Origin of the sequence: Gemmobacter megaterium (assembly GCF_900156815.1) — a bacterium.
Classification (GTDB): Bacteria; Pseudomonadota; Alphaproteobacteria; order Rhodobacterales; family Rhodobacteraceae; genus Wagnerdoeblera; species Wagnerdoeblera megaterium.
In genome coordinates this window covers 736456-753784 of sequence record NZ_FTOT01000002.1, presented here as the reverse complement: position 1 = coordinate 753784, position 17329 = coordinate 736456, and the positions used below count along the sequence as shown (strand labels likewise).

The following is a 17329-nucleotide window of genomic DNA, read 5'->3' as shown; positions in this document are numbered from 1 at the left end:
GCCAGCCTCTGGTGCCAGTTTATTTTTCAGAGCCTCTCGCAAAACCGGCCGAGGCGTGCTATGTAAACGCTGCATCTCTTGTTTTCGGACCTGTTCCTCACGGCTCAGCTTTCGATCTTCAGCTTTGCCGGGCCGCTGCGCAGTGTGAGCGGCATCTTTCGATAAGGAATATCACGATGGCAAATGGCACCGTGAAATGGTTCAACTCCACCAAAGGCTTCGGCTTCATCGCTCCGGAAGGCGGCTCCAAGGACGTGTTCGTCCACATCTCCGCTCTGGAACGCGCTGGCATCCGTCAGTTGAATGATGGCCAGGCTGTCAGCTTCGACATCGAGCGTGACCGCAATGGTCGTGAATCGGCGACGAACCTCGTTCTCGCCTGATCAGCTCGCTGGTTGACTTTCGGGGCGGGGCCGGCCAGTTGCCGGCCCCGCCCTTGTTTTGCCGCCTGGCTGCAAAGTGCATCCCACGGCAAGATTCATTTTCAGAAACAGAGACATGATAGAAATTCACTGGGGGGAACCCCTGTCGTTCGTCGTATCGCCCGAGGGCGATGTACAAAAATTCACCACCATAGAACAGGCGCACTACTGGCTGCGCAGAAAATGGCCCGTGGCAGACATTGCGCAGGACCGGGCGCTGGATCAGCTTGATGCGGCGATGAACTGCCTGGCCTCTGTCGGCTCTGCACGGCGCGCGTTCATTTCTGCGGCCAGAACAGCAGGATTCGTGCCAGAAAGTCTGAGCGTCAACGCCGGGCGCCCCTTCGTCGCGTGAGCGGCAGGTCGGCGCCTGTCAGTCGGCCACCGAGACCAGCCCAAGCGCCTGTGCCGCGGCAAGAGACAGAACCGCGCTGTCCAGCCCGTTGGCGGCCTGATAGCGGCGCACAGCGGTTTCGGTCGCATCGTCCATGGTTCCGGTCACACTGCCGCCATACAGCCCCCGCGCTTTGAGCGCCCGCTGGAGCGATGCCGTGAAGCTGGCCTCTGAATCAATGTCACTGCGACAGGGGATGCGGTACCAGACGGTCTGGCGCGGCCGCAATTCGCGCTGTTGTGTGTCGCTGCGAAAGGTCGCGGGTCGGATCACTGTGCCTTGCGCGTCCCGCTGTTCCGGGGTGACGATCACCTGGACGGTCACTGTCTCGAACAATGCAGGACGCTGACTTTCGTGCCAGCAGGCGTGTTCCGGGCCGGTCGGGCGTTCTGCGCGCAGTGCGGCGTCGAACGCCGGTGCGGTCACGGGGGGGTCGACCGGAAGATTTCCAGCCGTGCAGGCTGCAAGCCACAGCGTGGTCACTCCCCCTGCCAGTCGTCCACGCCACATGCGCAATCCCTCTTGTTGCCGGCACCATAACGACTTCGCCATCGCGCGAAAAGCCGCAGCCTCTGGCCAATCGCTTCGATCTGCCCTATGTCATCCGCCGACAGCCAGAAACGGGGCAGCGGCGCATGGCACGCATTACCTACATCGAGCATAACGGAACCCGGCATGAGATTGACGTCGCGCCCGGCCTGACGGTCATGGAAGGCGCGCGCGACAATGGCGTTCCGGGGATCGAGGCGGATTGCGGCGGCGCTTGTGCCTGTTCCACCTGCCATGTCTATGTGGATCCGGCCTGGGTGGACAAGCTGTCGCCCAAGGACGCGATGGAAGCCGACATGCTGGACTTTGCGTACAAGCCCGATCCGGCGCGTTCGCGCCTTACGTGCCAGATCAAGGTGACGGATGCGCTCGACGGGCTGGTGGTCAATCTGCCAGAACGTCAGATCTGATCTGCGCGCCCCGCCCGACCCGGCATGGCGGCGGCGCCACGACATGGCGCCGGGACCGCATATCAAGGGATGAGGGCAGGGCATGGCCGACGAAATCGCCGAACTGATGCAGTCAATGGGCCGCCGCGCACGTGCGGCGGCGGCAGAGTTGGCCTTTGCCCCGGCACCGCAAAAGGCTGCGGCCTTGTCGGCCGCCGCAGAGGCCCTGCTTGCCGATATTCCCGGCTTGCTGACCGCGAATGCCGCCGATCTTGCCTATGGCCGCGAGAAGGGCCTGAGCGATGCCATGATCGACCGGCTCATCCTGGACGAAGCCCGCATTCAGGCCATTGCCGAGGGGATGCGCGCGGTTGCCGCGCAGCCTGATCCGGTGGGCCAGGTGCTGGCGGAATGGGACATGCCGTCCGGCTTGCACATCCGCCGGGTGCGCACGCCGCTGGGGGTGGTCGGGGTGATCTACGAATCGCGCCCCAATGTCACGGCCGATGCAGGTGCCCTGTGCCTGAAAGCGGGCAATGCGGTGATCTTGCGGGGCGGCTCGGAAAGCTTCCATTCCTCGACTGCCATTCACGCCGCGATGGTGCGGGGTTTGCAGGCGGCTGGCCTGCCCCAGGATGCCATTCAGCTTGTGCCGTCGCGGGACAGGGCGGCGGTTGCCGCGATGCTGCGCATGGTCGATCACATCGACGTCATCGTGCCGCGCGGCGGCAAGGGGCTGGTCGGCCTGGTGCAGGCAGAGGCGCGCGTGCCGGTGTTTGCGCATCTGGAAGGTATCTGCCACGTCTATCTTGATGCGGCTGCCGATCCCGACAAGGCTCGCCGCGTGGTGGTGAACGCCAAAACCCGGCGGACCGGCATCTGCGGTTCCGCCGAATGCCTGCTGATTCACCGCGATCTGGTCGATGGCCTGGGCGCTCGGGTGATTGCCGATCTGGTCGCGGCCGGGGTCGAGGTGCGCGCGGGCGAGGGGCTGCATCATCTGCCCGGTGTCAAACCCGCTGCTGTCGAGGATTTCGGACGCGAGTTTCTGGACATGATCATTGCCGCCGCCGTCGTGGACGACGTGGACGGCGCCATCGCGCATATCCGCCGCTATGGGTCACAGCATACCGAAAGCATCCTGACCGAAGACGATGCCACGGCCGAACGCTTTTTCCAGCGTCTGGACAGTGCGATTCTGATGCGGAACGCCTCGACCCAGTTTGCGGATGGTGGCGAGTTCGGTATGGGCGCGGAAATCGGCATCGCCACCGGCAAGATGCACGCACGCGGCCCGGTTGGCGCCGAGCAACTCACCAGCTTCAAGTATCTTGTCGATGGGGATGGAACCATCCGCGCCTGAGCGGGTGGCAGCATCCGCCAGCCTTGACGGCACGGTCATCGCGCTGCGCCAAGGCGGTGTCAGGTCAAGGAAACGGGGGGCCCGGCGAACCGGAACCCCCCTTCACACCCAGGCGCACCCCTTCGCACCACGGGAAGATCATCGGTTCCGGCCATACTGGCCTTTTGTCCGTGATACATCCGCAGCCGGGTTGCGGCAAATGGCGAATGCGCGGGATTGTTGTAAAATCCTGCGCAATGGCTCAGCCGTAAACGGCTTCTTTGCCGAAATGCTTGACCAGCAGGTAATAGACGACGGCGCGATGTTTGTTGCGTTCGGACTTGCCGTAAATGTCGATGACGGCGTTGATGGCGTCCATCAGTGCAGGCGTGTCCGGCAGGCCGAGTTTCTTCATCAGGAAGTTTTTCTTCACTGTCTCCAACTCGCTTGGCTGCGAGGCGGCAACAGTCTCGCTGTCGGCATTGTAGATCGCCGGGCCGCAGCCAATGGTCACTTTGGTCAGCAGCGCCATGTCAGGCTCGACCTTGCACTTGGTGCGCAGGTCTTCGGCATATTTGGCGATCAGTGCGTCACGTTTGCTCATTCCATGTCCCCGTCTGGTTCGTTGTCCGTGCCCTTTGCGGCAGCTTGGGCGCGCGGGCAGCTTAGGCGCAAGGCGCGGAACCGACCAAGGGAAATCTTGTCGCTTTCTCCCCCTGCGCAAGGCACCGCTTGAGGGCGACATGAAAAAGGCCGCCGGAGGGAACCGGCGGCCTGTGCCTTGACCCTGACGGGATCAATAGCGGTAGTGCTCGGGCTTGAACGGGCCTTCGGGTGTTACGCCGATATAGGCGGCCTGATCCGGTTGCAGCACGGTCAGCTTGGCGCCGATCCGGTCAAGGTGCAGGCGTGCGACCTTTTCATCCAGATGCTTGGGCAGGATGTAGACGCCAGGCGCATACTCTGCCGTTTTCGTCCACAATTCGATCTGGGCCAGCACCTGGTTGGTAAAGCTGGCCGACATGACAAAGCTGGGGTGCCCGGTGGCGTTGCCCAGGTTCAGCAGGCGGCCTTCGGACAGCAGGATGATCCGGCTGCCCGAAGGCATCGTGATCATGTCCACCTGTTCCTTGATGTTGGTCCATTTGTGGTTCTTGAGCGCGGCCACCTGGATCTCGTTGTCGAAATGGCCGATGTTGCCGACGATGGCCATGTCCTTCATCGCGCGCATATGCTCGATGCGGATGACGTCCTTGTTGCCGGTGGTCGTGATGAAGATGTCGGCGCTGTCGATGACATCTTCCAGCAGCACAACCTCGAACCCGTCCATCGCTGCCTGCAGCGCGCAGATCGGGTCCACCTCTGTCACCTTCACCCGCGCACCGGCCCCGGCCAGCGAGGCGGCCGATCCCTTGCCAACGTCGCCATAGCCACAGACCACGGCCACCTTGCCTGCCATCATCACGTCGGTCGCGCGGCGGATGCCATCGACCAGCGATTCCTTGCAGCCATATTTGTTGTCGAACTTCGACTTGGTGACGCTGTCGTTCACGTTGATCGCCGGGAAGGGCAGCAGGCCCTTTTTGTGCAGATCATACAGGCGGTGCACGCCGGTTGTGGTTTCTTCGGACACGCCGCGGATTTCCGCGCACTGCTTGGTGAACCAGCCGGGGCTGGCGGCCAGCCGCTTGCGGATCTGGTTGAACAGGCAGACCTCTTCGTCGCTGGTGGGCACGGCGATCAGGTCGGTTTCTCCGGCCTCGACCCGCGCGCCCAGCAGGATGTACAAGGTGGCGTCGCCGCCATCGTCCAGAATCATGTTGCAGGTGCCGCCGACGCCCCCGAACTGGAAGATGCGGTCGGTATAGTCCCAGTATTCCTCAAGGCTCTCGCCCTTGATGGCGAACACCGGGGTGCCGCTGGCGGCAATCGCGGCCGCTGCGTGGTCTTGCGTCGAGAAGATGTTGCACGATGCCCAGCGGACATCGGCACCCAGCGCCTTGAGCGTTTCGATCAGCACCGCCGTCTGGATCGTCATGTGCAGGCTGCCTGCGATCCGGGCGCCTTTGAGCGGCTTGCTCTCGCCGAACTCTGCACGGCAGGCCATCAGGCCGGGCATTTCGGTTTCGGCGATGTCCAGTTCCTTGCGACCGAAACCCGCGAGCCCGATATCCTTGATGATGTAGTCCTGCGACATGATCTGTCCTTTTCACCTTTGGCCGTTGCCAATTTCCTGCCGGGGCATATCACCGTGGGGGTGTTGCGGCAATGGCAGCGGTGTGGGCCCGCCGCCGGGGATGCCGACTGCACCCTAGCCTTCGCGCAAGATGTCCAGAAACGCGCGGCCAAAGCGTTCCACCTTGTGCGGCCCCATCCCCTGCACGCGCTCCAGCTCGTCAAGCGTGGATGGCCGACGTTCTGCGATCACCCGCAAGGTCGCCTGGGTGCAGGACAGATACTTGCCGGTCCCGTCAGCCCCGCGCGACAGGTCCAGTTGCGCTTCCTGCAAGCGATCGAACACCTCGCCTGCCGCGCGGCCTGCCAGCCGCATCCGTTGCGGGTGCAGTGGCTCTGCCGCCCCTGCGATGACTTCCAGAAACGCGGCGCCGAAGCTTTCGAGTTTCTTTGCACCAACGCCGGTGATGCCTGCCATGTCGTCCATCGTCATCGGGCGCCGCTCGGCCATTTCCACCAGCGTGCGGTCAGGAAAGACGATATAGGCCGGAACGCCCGCCGCCTCGGCCAGCGCCCGCCGCTTGGCCTTGAGTGCGGACAGCAGCGGCGCATCCTCGTCCGCCACCAGCGCCTTGACGGCGGGGCGGTCCGTCGATTTCAACGCATCGCGGCGCAGGTGGATGGGTTGTTCGCCCTTCAGCACCGGCACGGCGGCATCGGTCATGCGCAGCGCACCATGGCGCTCGGGATCGGGGCGGACCAGATCGCGGCCCATCATCTGACGGAATACCGCATCCCAGGCGGATTTCGCCATGTCGCGCCCGACGGCAAAGGTGGGCAGCCGGTCGTGCCCGCGCGCCTTGACCTTGTCCGTCGCGTTGCCGCGCAGGATGTCAATCAGATGACCGGCGCCAAAGCTTTCGCCGGTGCGCAGGATGGCCGACAGCGCCTTGCGCACGGCTTCGGTGGCGTCGAAGATCTCGACAGGCCGGTCGCACAGGTCGCAGTTGCCACAGGGGCCAGCCTGTTCGCCGAAATAGCCCAGCAGCACCTGACGGCGACAGCCCGTGGCCTCGGCCAGCCCCAGCAGGGCGTTCAGGCGGGCATGGTCGGCCTGCTTGCGGTCGGCTGGGGCCAGACCTTCGTCGATCTGGCTGCGGCGCAGGCGGATATCGTCCGCGCCATAAAGCGTCAGGGTTTCGGCGGGGGCACCGTCGCGGCCCGCGCGGCCGATTTCCTGATAATAGCCCTCGATCGACTTGGGCAGGTCGGCATGGGCCACCCAGCGGATGTCGGGCTTGTCGATCCCCATGCCAAAGGCGACGGTGGCCACCACGATCAGGCCATCTTCCTGCTGGAACCGCACCTCGGCCTGTCGGCGCAACTCGGCCTCCATCCCGCCATGATAGGCGATGGCCGGGTGCCCCTCGTCGCGCAGCGCCTGGGCCAGGGTTTCGGTCCGTGCGCGGGTGCCGCAATAGACGATGCCCGACCGCCCCCGCCGGGCGGTGATGAACGACAGGATCTGTTTGCGCGGCTGGTCCTTGGCGGCAAAGGCCAGGTGGATGTTGGGCCGGTCGAACCCGCGTAGAAAGGTCTCGGGTGTCTGGCCGCCGAACAGCCGGGCGATGATCTCGCCTTGCGTTTCGGCATCGGCGGTGGCGGTAAAGGCCGCCAGTGGCACGCCCAGCGACTGCCGCAATTCCCCGATGCGCAGGTAATCGGGGCGGAAGTCGTGGCCCCATTGGCTGACGCAATGCGCCTCGTCCACGGCGATCATGGTGCAGCCAACGCGGCGCAGCATGGCCTGGGTGCCCGCATTCGCCAGCCGCTCGGGTGCCAAATACAGCAGTTTCAGCCGCCCGTCGTCCAGCGCCTGGAACACCTCGTCCGTTTCGGCCTCGGTGTTGCCCGATGTCAGCGCCCCCGCCTCGACCCCGACGGCGCGCAGGGCGCGCACCTGATCGCGCATCAGGGCGATCAGCGGCGAGATCACCACCGTCACGCCATCGCGGCACAGTGCCGGCAGTTGGAAGCACAGCGATTTGCCGCCGCCCGTGGGCATGATGGCCAGCGTGTTGCGCCCCGCCAGAACAGCCTGCACGATCTCGGACTGGCCGGGGCGGAATCCCGGAAACCCGAAGACGCGGGACAGTACCTCTTGCGGGTCGGGCATCAGATCAGAAGGCGGCGAAATTGTTGATGATCACGATACGCAGCGCATAGATCGCCAGCAGCGCGATCAGCGGCGCCAGATCCAGCCCGCCCAGATTGGGCAGCACCGACCGGATACGGTCATAGATCGGGGCCAGCAGCCGTTCGAGACCGTTCCAGATTTGATAGACCAGCGGCTGGCGCAGGTTCAGCACCTGAAAGTTGATCAGCCAGCTCATGATGATGTGGATGATGATGACGAACTGCGCCAGTTGCAGGATCATGAGCAGGATTTGCAGCAGCGAGGTCATCTGTCACTCCGGGCAAGGGTCAGCGGAATCTAGCTAGCGGCACACCCGCCCAAGGGCAAGGCCAATGGGCGCTTGCGCCGCCTGTCCCAGGCCTAAAACAGGGAACAATCGGTTGAGTCCGGGTCAGCCGCGGGAATTGCGCGCCAGATAGGCAGCCCAGAGGTCTGGTCTGCGTTCGGCTGTGATCCGCTCTGCCTCGGCGCGGCGCCATTTCTCGACCTCGGCGTGATTGCCAGAGGTCAGCTCCGCCGGAATCTCGCGCCCTTCCCAGATGGCAGGGCGGGTGTATTGCGGATGTTCCAGCAGGCCGTCGGAAAAGCTTTCTTCCTCGGTCGAGGCGGCATTGCCCAGCACGCCGGGCAGCAGGCGGACGGTGGCGTCGATCATCGCTTGTGCGGCAATCTCTCCGCCGGTCATCACGAAATCGCCCAAGGACACCTCCTGGATGGCAAATCGGTCCAGCACGCGCTGATCGACACCTTCGAACCGGCCACAGATGATGGTCACGCCCTCTGCGGCGGCCCAGGAGCGCGCCGTTCCCTGATCGAACCGCTGCCCCCGTGGCGACAGATAGACGATAGGCCAGAGCTTGCGGTCAGGGGGGGTGCCCTGACTGGCCTCGGCCAATGCCCGTGTCACCACATCGGCCCGCAGCACCATGCCCGCGCCGCCGCCTGCGGGCGTATCATCGACATTGCGGTGGCGGCCCTCGCCAAACTGGCGCAGCGCAATGGCCTCCAGCGCCCACAATCCCTGATCCAGTGCCTTGCCGGTCAGCGACAGGCCCAGTGTCCCTGGAAACGCCTCCGGGAACAGGGTGATGACGCGTGCGCGCCATGCGCCGCGCACGGTGCGCGGGTCTTGCATCAGATCACGCGGCTGTGCCGAGACCTGTACCGAAAACCGCCCATGCGACCGCGCCTTGCTTCCGCTCTCGCTCATGCCTTCTCCTGCCGGGAGCTGCGTCTGTTCCTTGTCCCGTGGCGGCCCCGCAATGATCGTGGGCGCGTCACCTTGCCCGCGATACACCCAAGAACAGGCCGATGCCAGCCGCCTATTCCGCCGCGAGCGACAGGCCCGATCCAAGCTGACGCCCCAACGCGGCCAGTTCGGCCACCACCTGGGTCACGCGGTGCCGGACAGGGTCAAAGCCCGGCGCAGGCAGGATGCGCGCTTCGTCCATATACAGCCCGCGGTCGATTTCCACCTGAACGACATGCTGCCCGATGGAGGGGCGGCCATAGGCATGGCTGACATAGGCCCCGGCGAAAGGTGTGTTGCGTGCCACCCGGAAACCGGCGCGCTGAAAGGCGGTCTCGACCGCCGCCATCACCTGCGGCGCGCAGGCAGAGCCATGACGGTCGCCCAGCACCACTTCGGGACAGGTCTTGCCAGGCGCGCAATGGGCGGCGATGGCTTCGTGCGGCATCGAATGGCAGTCGATCAACAGGGCCGCGCCCTGCCGTCGGCGCACGTCCTGCAACAGGGACTGCAACGCCTGATGATAGGGATGCCAGGCCGCCGCAAGGCGCGCATCGGCCTCGACCCGGCTGATCTTGCCGGGGTGGATCACGCGCCCGCCAGAGACGACGCGGGGAATCACCCCCAACCCCGAGGCGACCCGCGGGTTCAACGCGCCACGAGCCGCCCCCTCGATCAGGGCGGGGTCGAGTTCGTCGCAGGCACGGTTCAGGTCCACCCAGGCACGGGGCGCACGCGCAGCAAGCAGCGGGGCGCCATGGTCGGGGGCCGCGCCGAACAGGATATCGACAAAGGCATCCTCGGACGATCGCAGCGCCCGCCGGTCCAGCGGGCTTTGCGCAACGAATCCTTCGGGATAGTCCCGTCCGCTATGGGGCGAGGCAAAGATGGTCGCCGTGTCGTGCCGGCGCGGCAGGAACAGGTCATATGCAGTGCGGATCATCGGTATCCCCTTGGCCGCAATGCTACATCTCAATCCGCGCCGCTGTCGATGCCTTCCGAGCTTTTGCGCGAAACCGTCATCGACCCCCTTGAAGCCGCCCGCGACTCTGTCTATACGCCAGTCGCAGACGCGGTCCTGCTCCGCGTCCTTTGTTTTTCGGCAAGGGATCGGGCAGGTTTGCGGGAAGGGCGCGTAGCTCAGCGGTAGAGCACTACGTTGACATCGTAGGGGTCACAAGTTCGATCCTTGTCGCGCCCACCATTCACCGCCCGGCGACGGGCAGACGGCAACCCAAAGGCGCGCGACGCGCCGCGAAGAAGGAGAGTACCGATGAAGGTCGCAAACTCGCTCCGCTCGCTCAAGCAGCGTCACCGCGATTGCCAGATCGTGCGCCGCAAGGGCCGGATCTATGTGATCAACAAGACGCAGAAGCGCTACAAGGCCCGTCAGGGCTAAGCCGCTTCGCAGGGCTTGCAGAAAAGGCCGCATCTTCGGATGCGGCCTTTTTCTTTGTGGATCAGCGAGGCCAGGTGCTGCAATGGGGCGGGGCGCAGGATGCCCGCGCCCCTTTGACGGCCCGGTCTAACCGCCCACCCCGCGCCCGTCGTCGATCTTTGGCAGGAACCATGCCAGCAAGCCCGCCAGGGGCAGGAATGCGCAGATCTGATAGACGGTCTCGACGCCATAGCTGTCCGCCAATGCCCCCAGAATCGCGGCGGCAATACCGCCAAGGCCGAAGTTCAGCCCGTAGAACAACCCGCCGATCAGCCCGATGCGGTTCGGGGCCAGTTCCATCGCGTAGATCAGGATCGAGGCAAAGGCGCTGGCCATGATCAGGTTGATCATCACCGTCAGGATGCCCGTCCAGAACAGATCGACATGCGGCAGGATCAGCGTCAGCGGCAAGGGGCCGAGCACCGAGATCCAGATCACCCGATATCGTCCGATACGGTCGCCCACCATGCCGCCAATCAAGGCGCCTGCTGCGGCGGCCAACAGGAAGATGAACAGCATCATCTGCGCCGAGGGAATCGACAGCCCGAAGCGGTCCATCAGGTAAAAGGTATAGAACGACCGGAAACTCTCGCCATAGGCGTTCTTGGAGAACATCAACAGGGTCAGGACCACCATGCCGATCAGCACCGTCCGGGGGGCGTGGGCGACTGCGGCCTTGCCCCCTGCGGTGCTGGCCGCCCGGCCTGCGGCAAAGGCGGCGGCGATCTCGCGTTGTCTGCTGCCGATCCAGCCGAGCAGCGCCATCGCCAACAGCGCCGTGACGGCGAACCAGGCCAGGCTGGGCTGCCCCCACGGCACGATGATCAGCGCGGCAAAAACCGGCCCCAGCGCCCCGCCTGCCTGACCGCCGACCTGGAAGATGCCCTGCGCCAGTCCCTGCCGCCCGCCCGCCGCATAGCGGGCCATGCGGGTCGCTTCCGGGTGAAAGATCGACGAGCCGATGCCGATCAGCGCAACAGAGACGAGGATCACCGCATAGCTGTGCGCAAAGGCCAGGCTGACCAGCCCCGACAGCGTGAACATCATGCCCACCACCGGCGAATAGGGGGCCGGGTGCTTGTCGGTGACAAAGCCGATGACCGGCTGCAACAGCGACCCGGCGATCTGGAAGGTCATGGTGATCATGCCGATCTGCCAGAAATCCAGGGCGTAGCTTTCCTTCAGCAACGGATAGGCGGCCGGGATCAGCGACTGCATCAGGTCGTTCAGGAAATGGCTCATGCCCAGAACGATCAGCACGGCGGTATAAGTGCGGGGGCGGGTTGGGGCCGAAAGGGTTGCAGTTGTCATCTGGGGTGTTCGCTTCCTTGCAGACGGACAGACCGGCCGAGCGAAAGACTCGGATCAGGGTCCGCCGCAGAAAGACCCTTCCGCAGGGGAAAGGCAAGGGGGGCCGTGCCGTTGGTGCAGATCCCCGGCGCGGCGCTCTGGCCCTAGGTCCAACTCACCTCACCCAGAAAGATATAGCCTGCGCCATAGATCGTCTTGATCAGGTGGGGGTTCTTGGGATCCTCTCCCAGCTTGGTGCGCAGGCGCGAGATGCGCACGTCCATCGCGCGGTCAAAGCTCTCTCCTGCCGCACCGCCCAGGGTTTCCTGCATCTGGGCGCGACTGATAAGCCGCTTGGGGCTGTCGAGGAACATGCGCAGGACTTCGCCCTCTGCATGGCTGAACGGCACTTCTGTGCCGTCCGCTGCCACCAGGACATAGCGGTCGAATTCGGCCCGCCAGCCGTTGAACCGGGCCACCTGGGGCGCGCGGGGGGCCGCCTCGCCGCGCCCCTTGCGCAGCCGGGCGCGTACGCGGGCCACCACTTCGGCGGGTTCGAACGGCTTGATGATGTAATCGTCGGCGCCCAGTTCCAGCCCGGTGACCCGGTCCTGCACCTGCGCGCGACCGGAAATGATGATGATCGCCGCCCCCGATTCCAGGGCCAGACGGTGCACCACGGCCAATCCGTCGCGGTCGGGCAGGCCAAGATCCACCAGGCACACATCCGGCGTTCCACGGTTCAAGGCCGCCTCGAACTCGGTCGCGCGGGCGAATGTGGTGACGCGATAGCCTGCCTCGGTCAGCGCATCGGCCAGCATCCGGCGGATTTCCGGTTCGTCATCCAGAACGGCAATATGAGACTGGGTCATGCAGCGGGCTCTTTCTGGGGCACGCCGGACAGGAAGGCCGACAGCGTGACAGCATCAAAGGGTTTTGCCAGGACCGGAAAGCGGTGTTCTGCCCGCCTGCGGCGCGGATCCGTGGCCGGCAATGACGTCATCAGCATGACCGGCACGTCTACCTCATCGTTGGTCAGATGTTCTGCCAGATCCACCCCTGTTGCGGCGCCTTTCAGGTTGATGTCCGACAGGATCAGCCGCAATCCGGGCAGGGCGGCCAGCGATAGCGCCTCCTCGGCGCTCGTGGCCTCGATCACCGCATGGCCGAAACTGCGCAGCATTTCGCGCACGGACTGGCGGATGTCGTCGCTGTCCTCGACCAGAAGCACCAGCCCCGGCGGCCCTGGCGCCGCGACCCGCCGCAGCGGCAAGCGCAATGTCACCAGCCCGCCACGCGGCACCCGGTTGGCCAGCCGCACGGACCCGCCCGCCAGATTGGCATGGTCGAACACCATTGCCAGACCCAGCCCCGACCCTTCGCCCCCCTTGGTGGTGAAGAACGGATCCAGACCCCGCTCCAGCGCCTCGGGGGTGAAACCGGGGCCGTCGTCGGCAACGGTGAACTCTGCCCATGTGTCGCGCACCGGCCGGATTGTCACCGTGATGCGCCCTCCGGCGGACCCGATGGCGTCTCGGGCATTCAGGATCAAGTTGAGCAAGGCGTCCTGCATCGCGCCAGGGTCCAGCAGCACCGGGCCGCCGAAATCGTCGATGCGGATTTCCAGCGTCATCCGGTCCGACAATGCAGCCCGCGCCAGCGTGCGCAGCTCCGTGCCAAAGGCGGTCAGATCCACGGCAACAGGTTTCAGGGCCCGCTTGCCGGAGATCGAGCCGATCCGGTCCAGCAAGACACCGCCGCGCCGGGCGGCGGCCAGCGTGCCCTGAACCAGATCAGGGGCTTCGGCGGGAAGCTCCAGTTTGGCAAGCCGCGATTGCAGCCCCAGGATGATCGTCAGCAGATTGGCGAAGTCATGCGCAAGGCCGCTGGTCAACTGCGCGGCCAGTTCCCGTTTGCGGGTCTGGGTCAGGGCGGCACGGGCCTGCACCTCTTCGGTTACGTCCATCGACAGGATGTAGACCCCGCTGATCGGCCCGTCGCCGACGCGATCAGGGGTAAAGGCGCCCCGGATGCGCCGCCCGCTGTCGTCGTCGGAAAACTCCAATACCGTGGCCTCGCCGGCCAGTGCCTGGCGAAGGTTCTGTTCGATTTTGGCAAAGGTGGACGGGCCCAGAGCCTCGCGCCCGGTCAGCCCCAGGATGTTGGAAGGCCGGCCCGGCAACACGGAATTCAGCCGCCTGTTGGAATAGGTATACCGCAGATCGCGGCCCACATGGGCGATATGCGCGGGCATCATCTCGGTCGTCAGCCGGGTGCGTGCCTCCATCTCTGTCAGTTCGCGCTTGGCTTCTTCCAGTGCGGCGTTGCTGGCCGCGAGTTGCCGGTTTGTCTGCGCCAGCCGTTCGGCATTGGCCAGAACCTCGTCGGACAGTTCTTCTGACCGCGCGCGCAGCAGGCCCTCTTGCAGCTTCACTTCGGTGATGTCGGTGTAGACAGTCACCCATCCGCCTTGCGGCAAAGGAGCCCCCTCGACGGAAATCCAGCGCCCATTCGCACGCTGGCGTTCCATGTAATGCGGCACAAAGGCACGGGCCGCCTCGACCCGCATCCGCACTGCGGCATCGGCGTCGTCCACCGGGCCATATTCACCGCGCCCGACCTGAAAGCGGATGACGTCTTCGAAGGCGGCCCCCGGCGTGACCAGTTCGTCAGGAAAGTCGAACATGCTCTGGAAACGCCGGTTGCAGACCGCCAGCCGAAGGTCGCTGTCGAAGATCGACAGCCCTTGCTGGATCAGGTTCAGCCCTGCCCGGATCAACCCTGCATGGGTCTCTTCTGCCGCCGGCATCCGCATCCTCCCCAAGACCGTCCATGTTCCGCGCCTGACCGCAAGCCGCCAAGGGCCCCGGTCCGCCGATGAATGCGGGCGGTGTCTGTCCGGTCTAGCACCCGTTTCCACGGGCCGGAAAGTGTTTTGCGCGACCGTTACAATTCGTAAGGATTGCGAAAAAGTCAGGCAAGCTTTCCCCCCGACCAATGTCGCAAAGCAGAGGAGGCGCCGAAAGGTTGCTGCGTGGAGGCGCGGCAGCTTTCCGGCCAAGGGAGGGATATTCCGTGGTTTCGCAAACGCCGACAGGCGAACTTTGCTCCATCCCGGCGCTGCTCGCGCGCAATGTGCAGGTGCATGGCGCCAAGGCCGCCTACCGGGAAAAGGAATTCGGCATCTGGCAAAGCTGGACCTGGGCCCAGACGGCGCAAGAGATCCGGAACATGGCGCTGGGGCTTATGGTGCTTGGCATCAACCGGGGCGATCATGTTGCCATCATCGGGCGCAACCGCCCGGCGCTCTATTGGTCCATGGTCGCGGCGCAGATGTGCGGTGCGGTTCCGGTTCCGCTCTATCAGGATGCCGTTGCCGAAGAGATGGCCTATGTGCTGGATCATTGCGGTGCGCGCTTCGTGATCGTGGGCGATCAGGAACAGGTGGACAAGGTGCTGGAGGTTCAGGACCGGCTGCCGAACATCGAGCATATCCTGTATCACGACAAACGCGGGATGCGGAAATACGATCACAGCCACCTGAACTGGCTGCATGATGTGGCCGAAGAAGGCCGCGCCGGCCATCAGCGCGTCGAGGCAGAGCTGGACGCCCGCATCGCGGAACTGACCTGGGACCATACCTGTGTGATGCTTTACACATCCGGGACCACGGGCAAGCCCAAGGGTGTGGTGCTGTCGAACCGCAATGTCATAGAAACGGCGCGGAACTCGTCCGAATTCGACCGGCTGGCGGCGGGTGACGATATTCTGGCCTATCTGCCCATGGCTTGGGTCGGCGATTTCATCTTTTCGGTCGGGCAGGCGTACTGGACAGGCTTTTGCGTGAACTGCCCGGAATCGGCCGCCACGATGATGACCGACCTGCGGGAAATCGGACCGACCTATTTCTTTGCGCCTCCGCGGGTGTTCGAAGGCCAGCTCACCAGCGTGATGATCCGCATGGAAGACGCGGGACGGTTCAAGAAGAAGCTGTTCGATCACTTCATGGCGGTGGCACGGCGTGTCGGTCCTGACATTCTGGATGGCAAGCCCGTGTCGGGCATGGATCGCCTGCGCTATGCGCTGGGCGATCTGCTCGTCTACGGACCGTTGAAAAACACGCTGGGCTTTTCGCGCATCCGCGTCGGCTATACTGCGGGCGAGGCGATCGGCCCCGAGATCTTCGATTTCTACCGCTCGCTGGGGATCAACCTCAAACAGCTCTATGGCCAGACCGAGGCGACGGTGTTCATCACCCAGCAGCCTGATGGCCAGGTGCGGTCGGATACGGTGGGTGTGCCCTCGCCAGGGGTCGAGGTCAGGATCGCCGACAATGGCGAGGTGCTGTACCGCAGCCCCGGCACCTTTGTGGCCTATTACAAGAATCCCGAAAGCACCGCATCGACCAAGGATCCCGAGGGTTGGGTGGCGACGGGCGACGCCGGGTTCTTCGAGGAGGGCACTGGGCACCTGCGTATCATCGACCGGGCCAAGGATGTCGGCAAGATGGCCGATGGCAGCCTGTTTGCCCCGAAATATGTGGAAAACAAGCTGAAGTTCTACCCGAACATCCTGGAGGCGGTGGTCTTTGGTGCCGGGCGCGACCGCTGCACCGCCTTTATCAACATCGATCTGACGGCGGTTGGCAACTGGGCGGAACGCAACAACATCGCCTATTCCAGCTATCAGGAACTGGCCGGGCACCCCAAGGTGCTGGACACCATCCAGCGCCATGTCGAAGAGGTGAACGCCTCTGTCGCGCAAGACCGGATGCTGTCGGGATGTCAGATCCACCGCTTCCTTGTGCTGCACAAGGAACTGGACGCCGACGATGGCGAAATGACGCGTACCCGCAAGGTGCGCCGCAATATCGTGGCGGAAAAATTCTCCGATCTGATTGCGGGTCTGTACGACGGCGCCAAACAGGTCAGCACCCGTACCGAAGTCACCTATGAGGACGGCCGCAAGGGCTATATCAGCGCCACGCTGGAACTGCGTGATGCCAAGGTCGTGCCCGTCGCCAAATCCCGCAAGGAGGCCGCATGACCGCCGCCGCCCAGACGATGCCCGCCGAGGGCTGGACCACCGCCGATGGCCGCAAGATCGGCCCCGTGCTGATGGAAATGAAGAACATCACGCTGCGTTTCGGCGGGGTGAAGGCGATCACCGACATTTCCTTTGACATCCGCGAAGGCGAGATCCGCGCGATCATCGGGCCGAACGGAGCCGGGAAATCGTCGATGCTCAACGTGATTTCGGGTTTCTACGTCCCGCAAGAGGGCGAGGTCTGGTTCCGTGGCGCCCGGCGCCCGCCGATGAAACCCTATGAGGTCGCGCGTCAGGGCATTGCCCGCACCTTCCAGAACATCGCCCTGTTCGAAGGCATGTCGGTTCTGAACAACATCATGACCGGCCGCCTGACGATGATGAACACCAATATTGCGCAACAGGCCCTGTGGTGGGGCCGCGCGCAGCGCGAGGAAGACGAGCACCGCGAGAAGGTCGAGAAGATCATCGACTTTCTGGAGATCCAGCACATCCGCAAGACACCCGTGGGGCGACTGCCCTATGGCCTGAAAAAGCGGGTGGAACTGGCGCGCGCACTGGCCGCAGAACCCAAGCTGTTGCTGCTGGACGAACCGATGGCCGGCATGAACGTCGAGGAAAAAGAGGATATGTGCCGCTTTATCCTGGATGTGAACGACGAATTCGGCACCACGATTGCCCTTATCGAACATGACATGGGCGTGGTGATGGATCTGTCGGACCGTGTGGTCGTGATGGATTACGGCAAAAAGATCGGCGACGGGTCGCCCGATGACATTCGCAGCAATCAGGCCGTGATCGACGCCTATCTGGGGGTGAGCCATGACTGATCGCCTGT

At 64.3% G+C, this 17329-nt stretch carries 17 protein-coding genes and 1 tRNA gene; 8 read left to right on the top strand and 10 right to left on the bottom strand.

From position 1 onward, the window contains the following. The first annotated feature begins 176 nt into the window (after positions 1 to 176). On the top strand, positions 177 to 383 hold the full coding sequence (locus BW970_RS08155; protein WP_076529891.1) for a cold-shock protein: 207 nt from the start codon (positions 177 to 179) through the stop codon (positions 381 to 383). Between the two features lie 115 nt (positions 384 to 498). Next, positions 499 to 777 (top strand): DUF982 domain-containing protein, encoded by a 279-nt coding sequence (locus BW970_RS08150; protein ID WP_144038903.1) that lies wholly within the window; start codon positions 499 to 501, stop codon positions 775 to 777. 18 nt (positions 778 to 795) lie between these two features. Here BW970_RS08150 and BW970_RS08145 read toward each other — a convergent pair whose 3' ends face one another. Then, positions 796 to 1326, bottom strand: coding sequence for a peptidoglycan-binding domain-containing protein (locus tag BW970_RS08145; RefSeq protein WP_076529889.1), 531 nt, complete (start codon positions 1324 to 1326; stop codon positions 796 to 798). Positions 1327 to 1451: 125 nt separating this feature from the next. Here BW970_RS08145 and BW970_RS08140 point away from each other — a divergent pair, with 125 nt between their 5' ends. Both BW970_RS08140 and BW970_RS08135 read left to right on the top strand, forming a co-directional pair. Continuing rightward, positions 1452 to 1775, top strand: a complete 324-nt coding sequence (locus tag BW970_RS08140) for a 2Fe-2S iron-sulfur cluster-binding protein (RefSeq protein ID WP_076529887.1) — start codon at positions 1452 to 1454, stop codon at positions 1773 to 1775. An 82-nt stretch (positions 1776 to 1857) separates the two neighbouring features. Beyond that, a complete protein-coding gene (locus BW970_RS08135; protein WP_076529886.1) occupies positions 1858 to 3117 on the top strand; it encodes a glutamate-5-semialdehyde dehydrogenase in 1260 nt (419 codons plus the stop codon). A 241-nt stretch (positions 3118 to 3358) separates the two neighbouring features. Here the strand turns inward: BW970_RS08135 and BW970_RS08130 are convergent, their stop codons facing one another. The 6 genes from BW970_RS08130 to BW970_RS08105 form a co-directional block, all read right to left on the bottom strand. Then, positions 3359 to 3700 carry a DUF2853 family protein gene (locus BW970_RS08130; RefSeq protein ID WP_076529884.1) on the bottom strand — a complete coding sequence of 114 codons (342 nt, stop codon included), beginning with the start codon at positions 3698 to 3700 and terminating at the stop codon, positions 3359 to 3361. A gap of 192 nt (positions 3701 to 3892) precedes the next feature. Beyond that, positions 3893 to 5293, bottom strand: coding sequence for an adenosylhomocysteinase (ahcY, locus tag BW970_RS08125; protein WP_076529883.1), 1401 nt, complete (start codon positions 5291 to 5293; stop codon positions 3893 to 3895). Positions 5294 to 5407: 114 nt separating this feature from the next. Beyond that, a complete protein-coding gene (gene recQ / locus BW970_RS08120; RefSeq protein ID WP_076529882.1) occupies positions 5408 to 7447 on the bottom strand; it encodes a DNA helicase RecQ in 2040 nt (679 codons plus the stop codon). Between the two features lie 4 nt (positions 7448 to 7451). After that, on the bottom strand, positions 7452 to 7736 hold the full coding sequence (locus BW970_RS08115; protein WP_076529881.1) for a YggT family protein: 285 nt from the start codon (positions 7734 to 7736) through the stop codon (positions 7452 to 7454). 123 nt (positions 7737 to 7859) lie between these two features. Next, positions 7860 to 8678 carry a tRNA (guanosine(37)-N1)-methyltransferase TrmD gene (trmD, locus tag BW970_RS08110; protein ID WP_083701169.1) on the bottom strand — a complete coding sequence of 273 codons (819 nt, stop codon included), beginning with the start codon at positions 8676 to 8678 and terminating at the stop codon, positions 7860 to 7862. 112 nt (positions 8679 to 8790) lie between these two features. After that, positions 8791 to 9660 (bottom strand): N-formylglutamate amidohydrolase, encoded by an 870-nt coding sequence (locus tag BW970_RS08105; RefSeq protein ID WP_076529880.1) that lies wholly within the window; start codon positions 9658 to 9660, stop codon positions 8791 to 8793. Between the two features lie 186 nt (positions 9661 to 9846). Between BW970_RS08105 and BW970_RS08100 the strand changes: the two genes are divergently transcribed. Continuing rightward, positions 9847 to 9921: transfer RNA gene (locus tag BW970_RS08100), tRNA-Val, on the top strand. A 69-nt stretch (positions 9922 to 9990) separates the two neighbouring features. Beyond that, positions 9991 to 10116 (top strand): type B 50S ribosomal protein L36, encoded by a 126-nt coding sequence (gene ykgO / locus BW970_RS08095; RefSeq protein ID WP_028031613.1) that lies wholly within the window; start codon positions 9991 to 9993, stop codon positions 10114 to 10116. A 126-nt stretch (positions 10117 to 10242) separates the two neighbouring features. Here the strand turns inward: ykgO and BW970_RS08090 are convergent, their stop codons facing one another. From BW970_RS08090 to BW970_RS08080, 3 genes are all read right to left on the bottom strand, one after another. After that, the gene (locus BW970_RS08090) at positions 10243 to 11466 is read right to left on the bottom strand and encodes an MFS transporter (protein WP_076529879.1); all 1224 of its coding nucleotides are present in this window, start codon (positions 11464 to 11466) and stop codon (positions 10243 to 10245) included. A 143-nt stretch (positions 11467 to 11609) separates the two neighbouring features. Next, positions 11610 to 12317 carry a response regulator transcription factor gene (locus tag BW970_RS08085; protein ID WP_076529878.1) on the bottom strand — a complete coding sequence of 236 codons (708 nt, stop codon included), beginning with the start codon at positions 12315 to 12317 and terminating at the stop codon, positions 11610 to 11612. Beyond that, on the bottom strand, positions 12314 to 14254 hold the full coding sequence (locus BW970_RS08080) for a hybrid sensor histidine kinase/response regulator (RefSeq protein WP_076529877.1): 1941 nt from the start codon (positions 14252 to 14254) through the stop codon (positions 12314 to 12316). Before BW970_RS08080 ends, BW970_RS08085 begins: the two co-directional genes overlap by 4 nt. Positions 14255 to 14520: 266 nt before the next feature. On the opposite strand from BW970_RS08080, the gene BW970_RS08075 reads away from it, so the two are divergent. Beyond that, positions 14521 to 16491: a long-chain fatty acid--CoA ligase gene (locus tag BW970_RS08075; RefSeq protein WP_076529876.1), complete on the top strand. Its 1971-nt coding sequence runs from the start codon at positions 14521 to 14523 to the stop codon at positions 16489 to 16491. Beyond that, positions 16488 to 17321 (top strand): ABC transporter ATP-binding protein, encoded by an 834-nt coding sequence (locus BW970_RS08070; RefSeq protein ID WP_076529875.1) that lies wholly within the window; start codon positions 16488 to 16490, stop codon positions 17319 to 17321. Before BW970_RS08075 ends, BW970_RS08070 begins: the two co-directional genes overlap by 4 nt. Positions 17322 to 17329: the final 8 nt, after the last annotated feature.

Bases quoted from the DNA above. Each gene is read 5' to 3' on its own strand.
- BW970_RS08155 (WP_076529891.1), top strand. From the start codon at position 177: ATGGCAAATGGCACCGTGAAATGGTTCAACTCCACCAAAGGCTTCGGC.
- BW970_RS08150 (WP_144038903.1), top strand. From the start codon at position 499: ATGATAGAAATTCACTGGGGGGAACCCCTGTCGTTCGTCGTATCGCCC.
- BW970_RS08145 (WP_076529889.1), bottom strand. From the start codon at position 1,326: ATGTGGCGTGGACGACTGGCAGGGGGAGTGACCACGCTGTGGCTTGCA.
- BW970_RS08140 (WP_076529887.1), top strand. From the start codon at position 1,452: ATGGCACGCATTACCTACATCGAGCATAACGGAACCCGGCATGAGATT.
- BW970_RS08135 (WP_076529886.1), top strand. From the start codon at position 1,858: ATGGCCGACGAAATCGCCGAACTGATGCAGTCAATGGGCCGCCGCGCA.
- BW970_RS08130 (WP_076529884.1), bottom strand. From the start codon at position 3,700: ATGAGCAAACGTGACGCACTGATCGCCAAATATGCCGAAGACCTGCGC.
- ahcY (WP_076529883.1), bottom strand. From the start codon at position 5,293: ATGTCGCAGGACTACATCATCAAGGATATCGGGCTCGCGGGTTTCGGT.
- recQ (WP_076529882.1), bottom strand. From the start codon at position 7,447: ATGCCCGACCCGCAAGAGGTACTGTCCCGCGTCTTCGGGTTTCCGGGA.
- BW970_RS08115 (WP_076529881.1), bottom strand. From the start codon at position 7,736: ATGACCTCGCTGCTGCAAATCCTGCTCATGATCCTGCAACTGGCGCAG.
- trmD (WP_083701169.1), bottom strand. From the start codon at position 8,678: ATGAGCGAGAGCGGAAGCAAGGCGCGGTCGCATGGGCGGTTTTCGGTA.
- BW970_RS08105 (WP_076529880.1), bottom strand. From the start codon at position 9,660: ATGATCCGCACTGCATATGACCTGTTCCTGCCGCGCCGGCACGACACG.
- ykgO (WP_028031613.1), top strand. From the start codon at position 9,991: ATGAAGGTCGCAAACTCGCTCCGCTCGCTCAAGCAGCGTCACCGCGAT.
- BW970_RS08090 (WP_076529879.1), bottom strand. From the start codon at position 11,466: ATGACAACTGCAACCCTTTCGGCCCCAACCCGCCCCCGCACTTATACC.
- BW970_RS08085 (WP_076529878.1), bottom strand. From the start codon at position 12,317: ATGACCCAGTCTCATATTGCCGTTCTGGATGACGAACCGGAAATCCGC.
- BW970_RS08080 (WP_076529877.1), bottom strand. From the start codon at position 14,254: ATGCCGGCGGCAGAAGAGACCCATGCAGGGTTGATCCGGGCAGGGCTG.
- BW970_RS08070 (WP_076529875.1), top strand. From the start codon at position 16,488: ATGACCGCCGCCGCCCAGACGATGCCCGCCGAGGGCTGGACCACCGCC.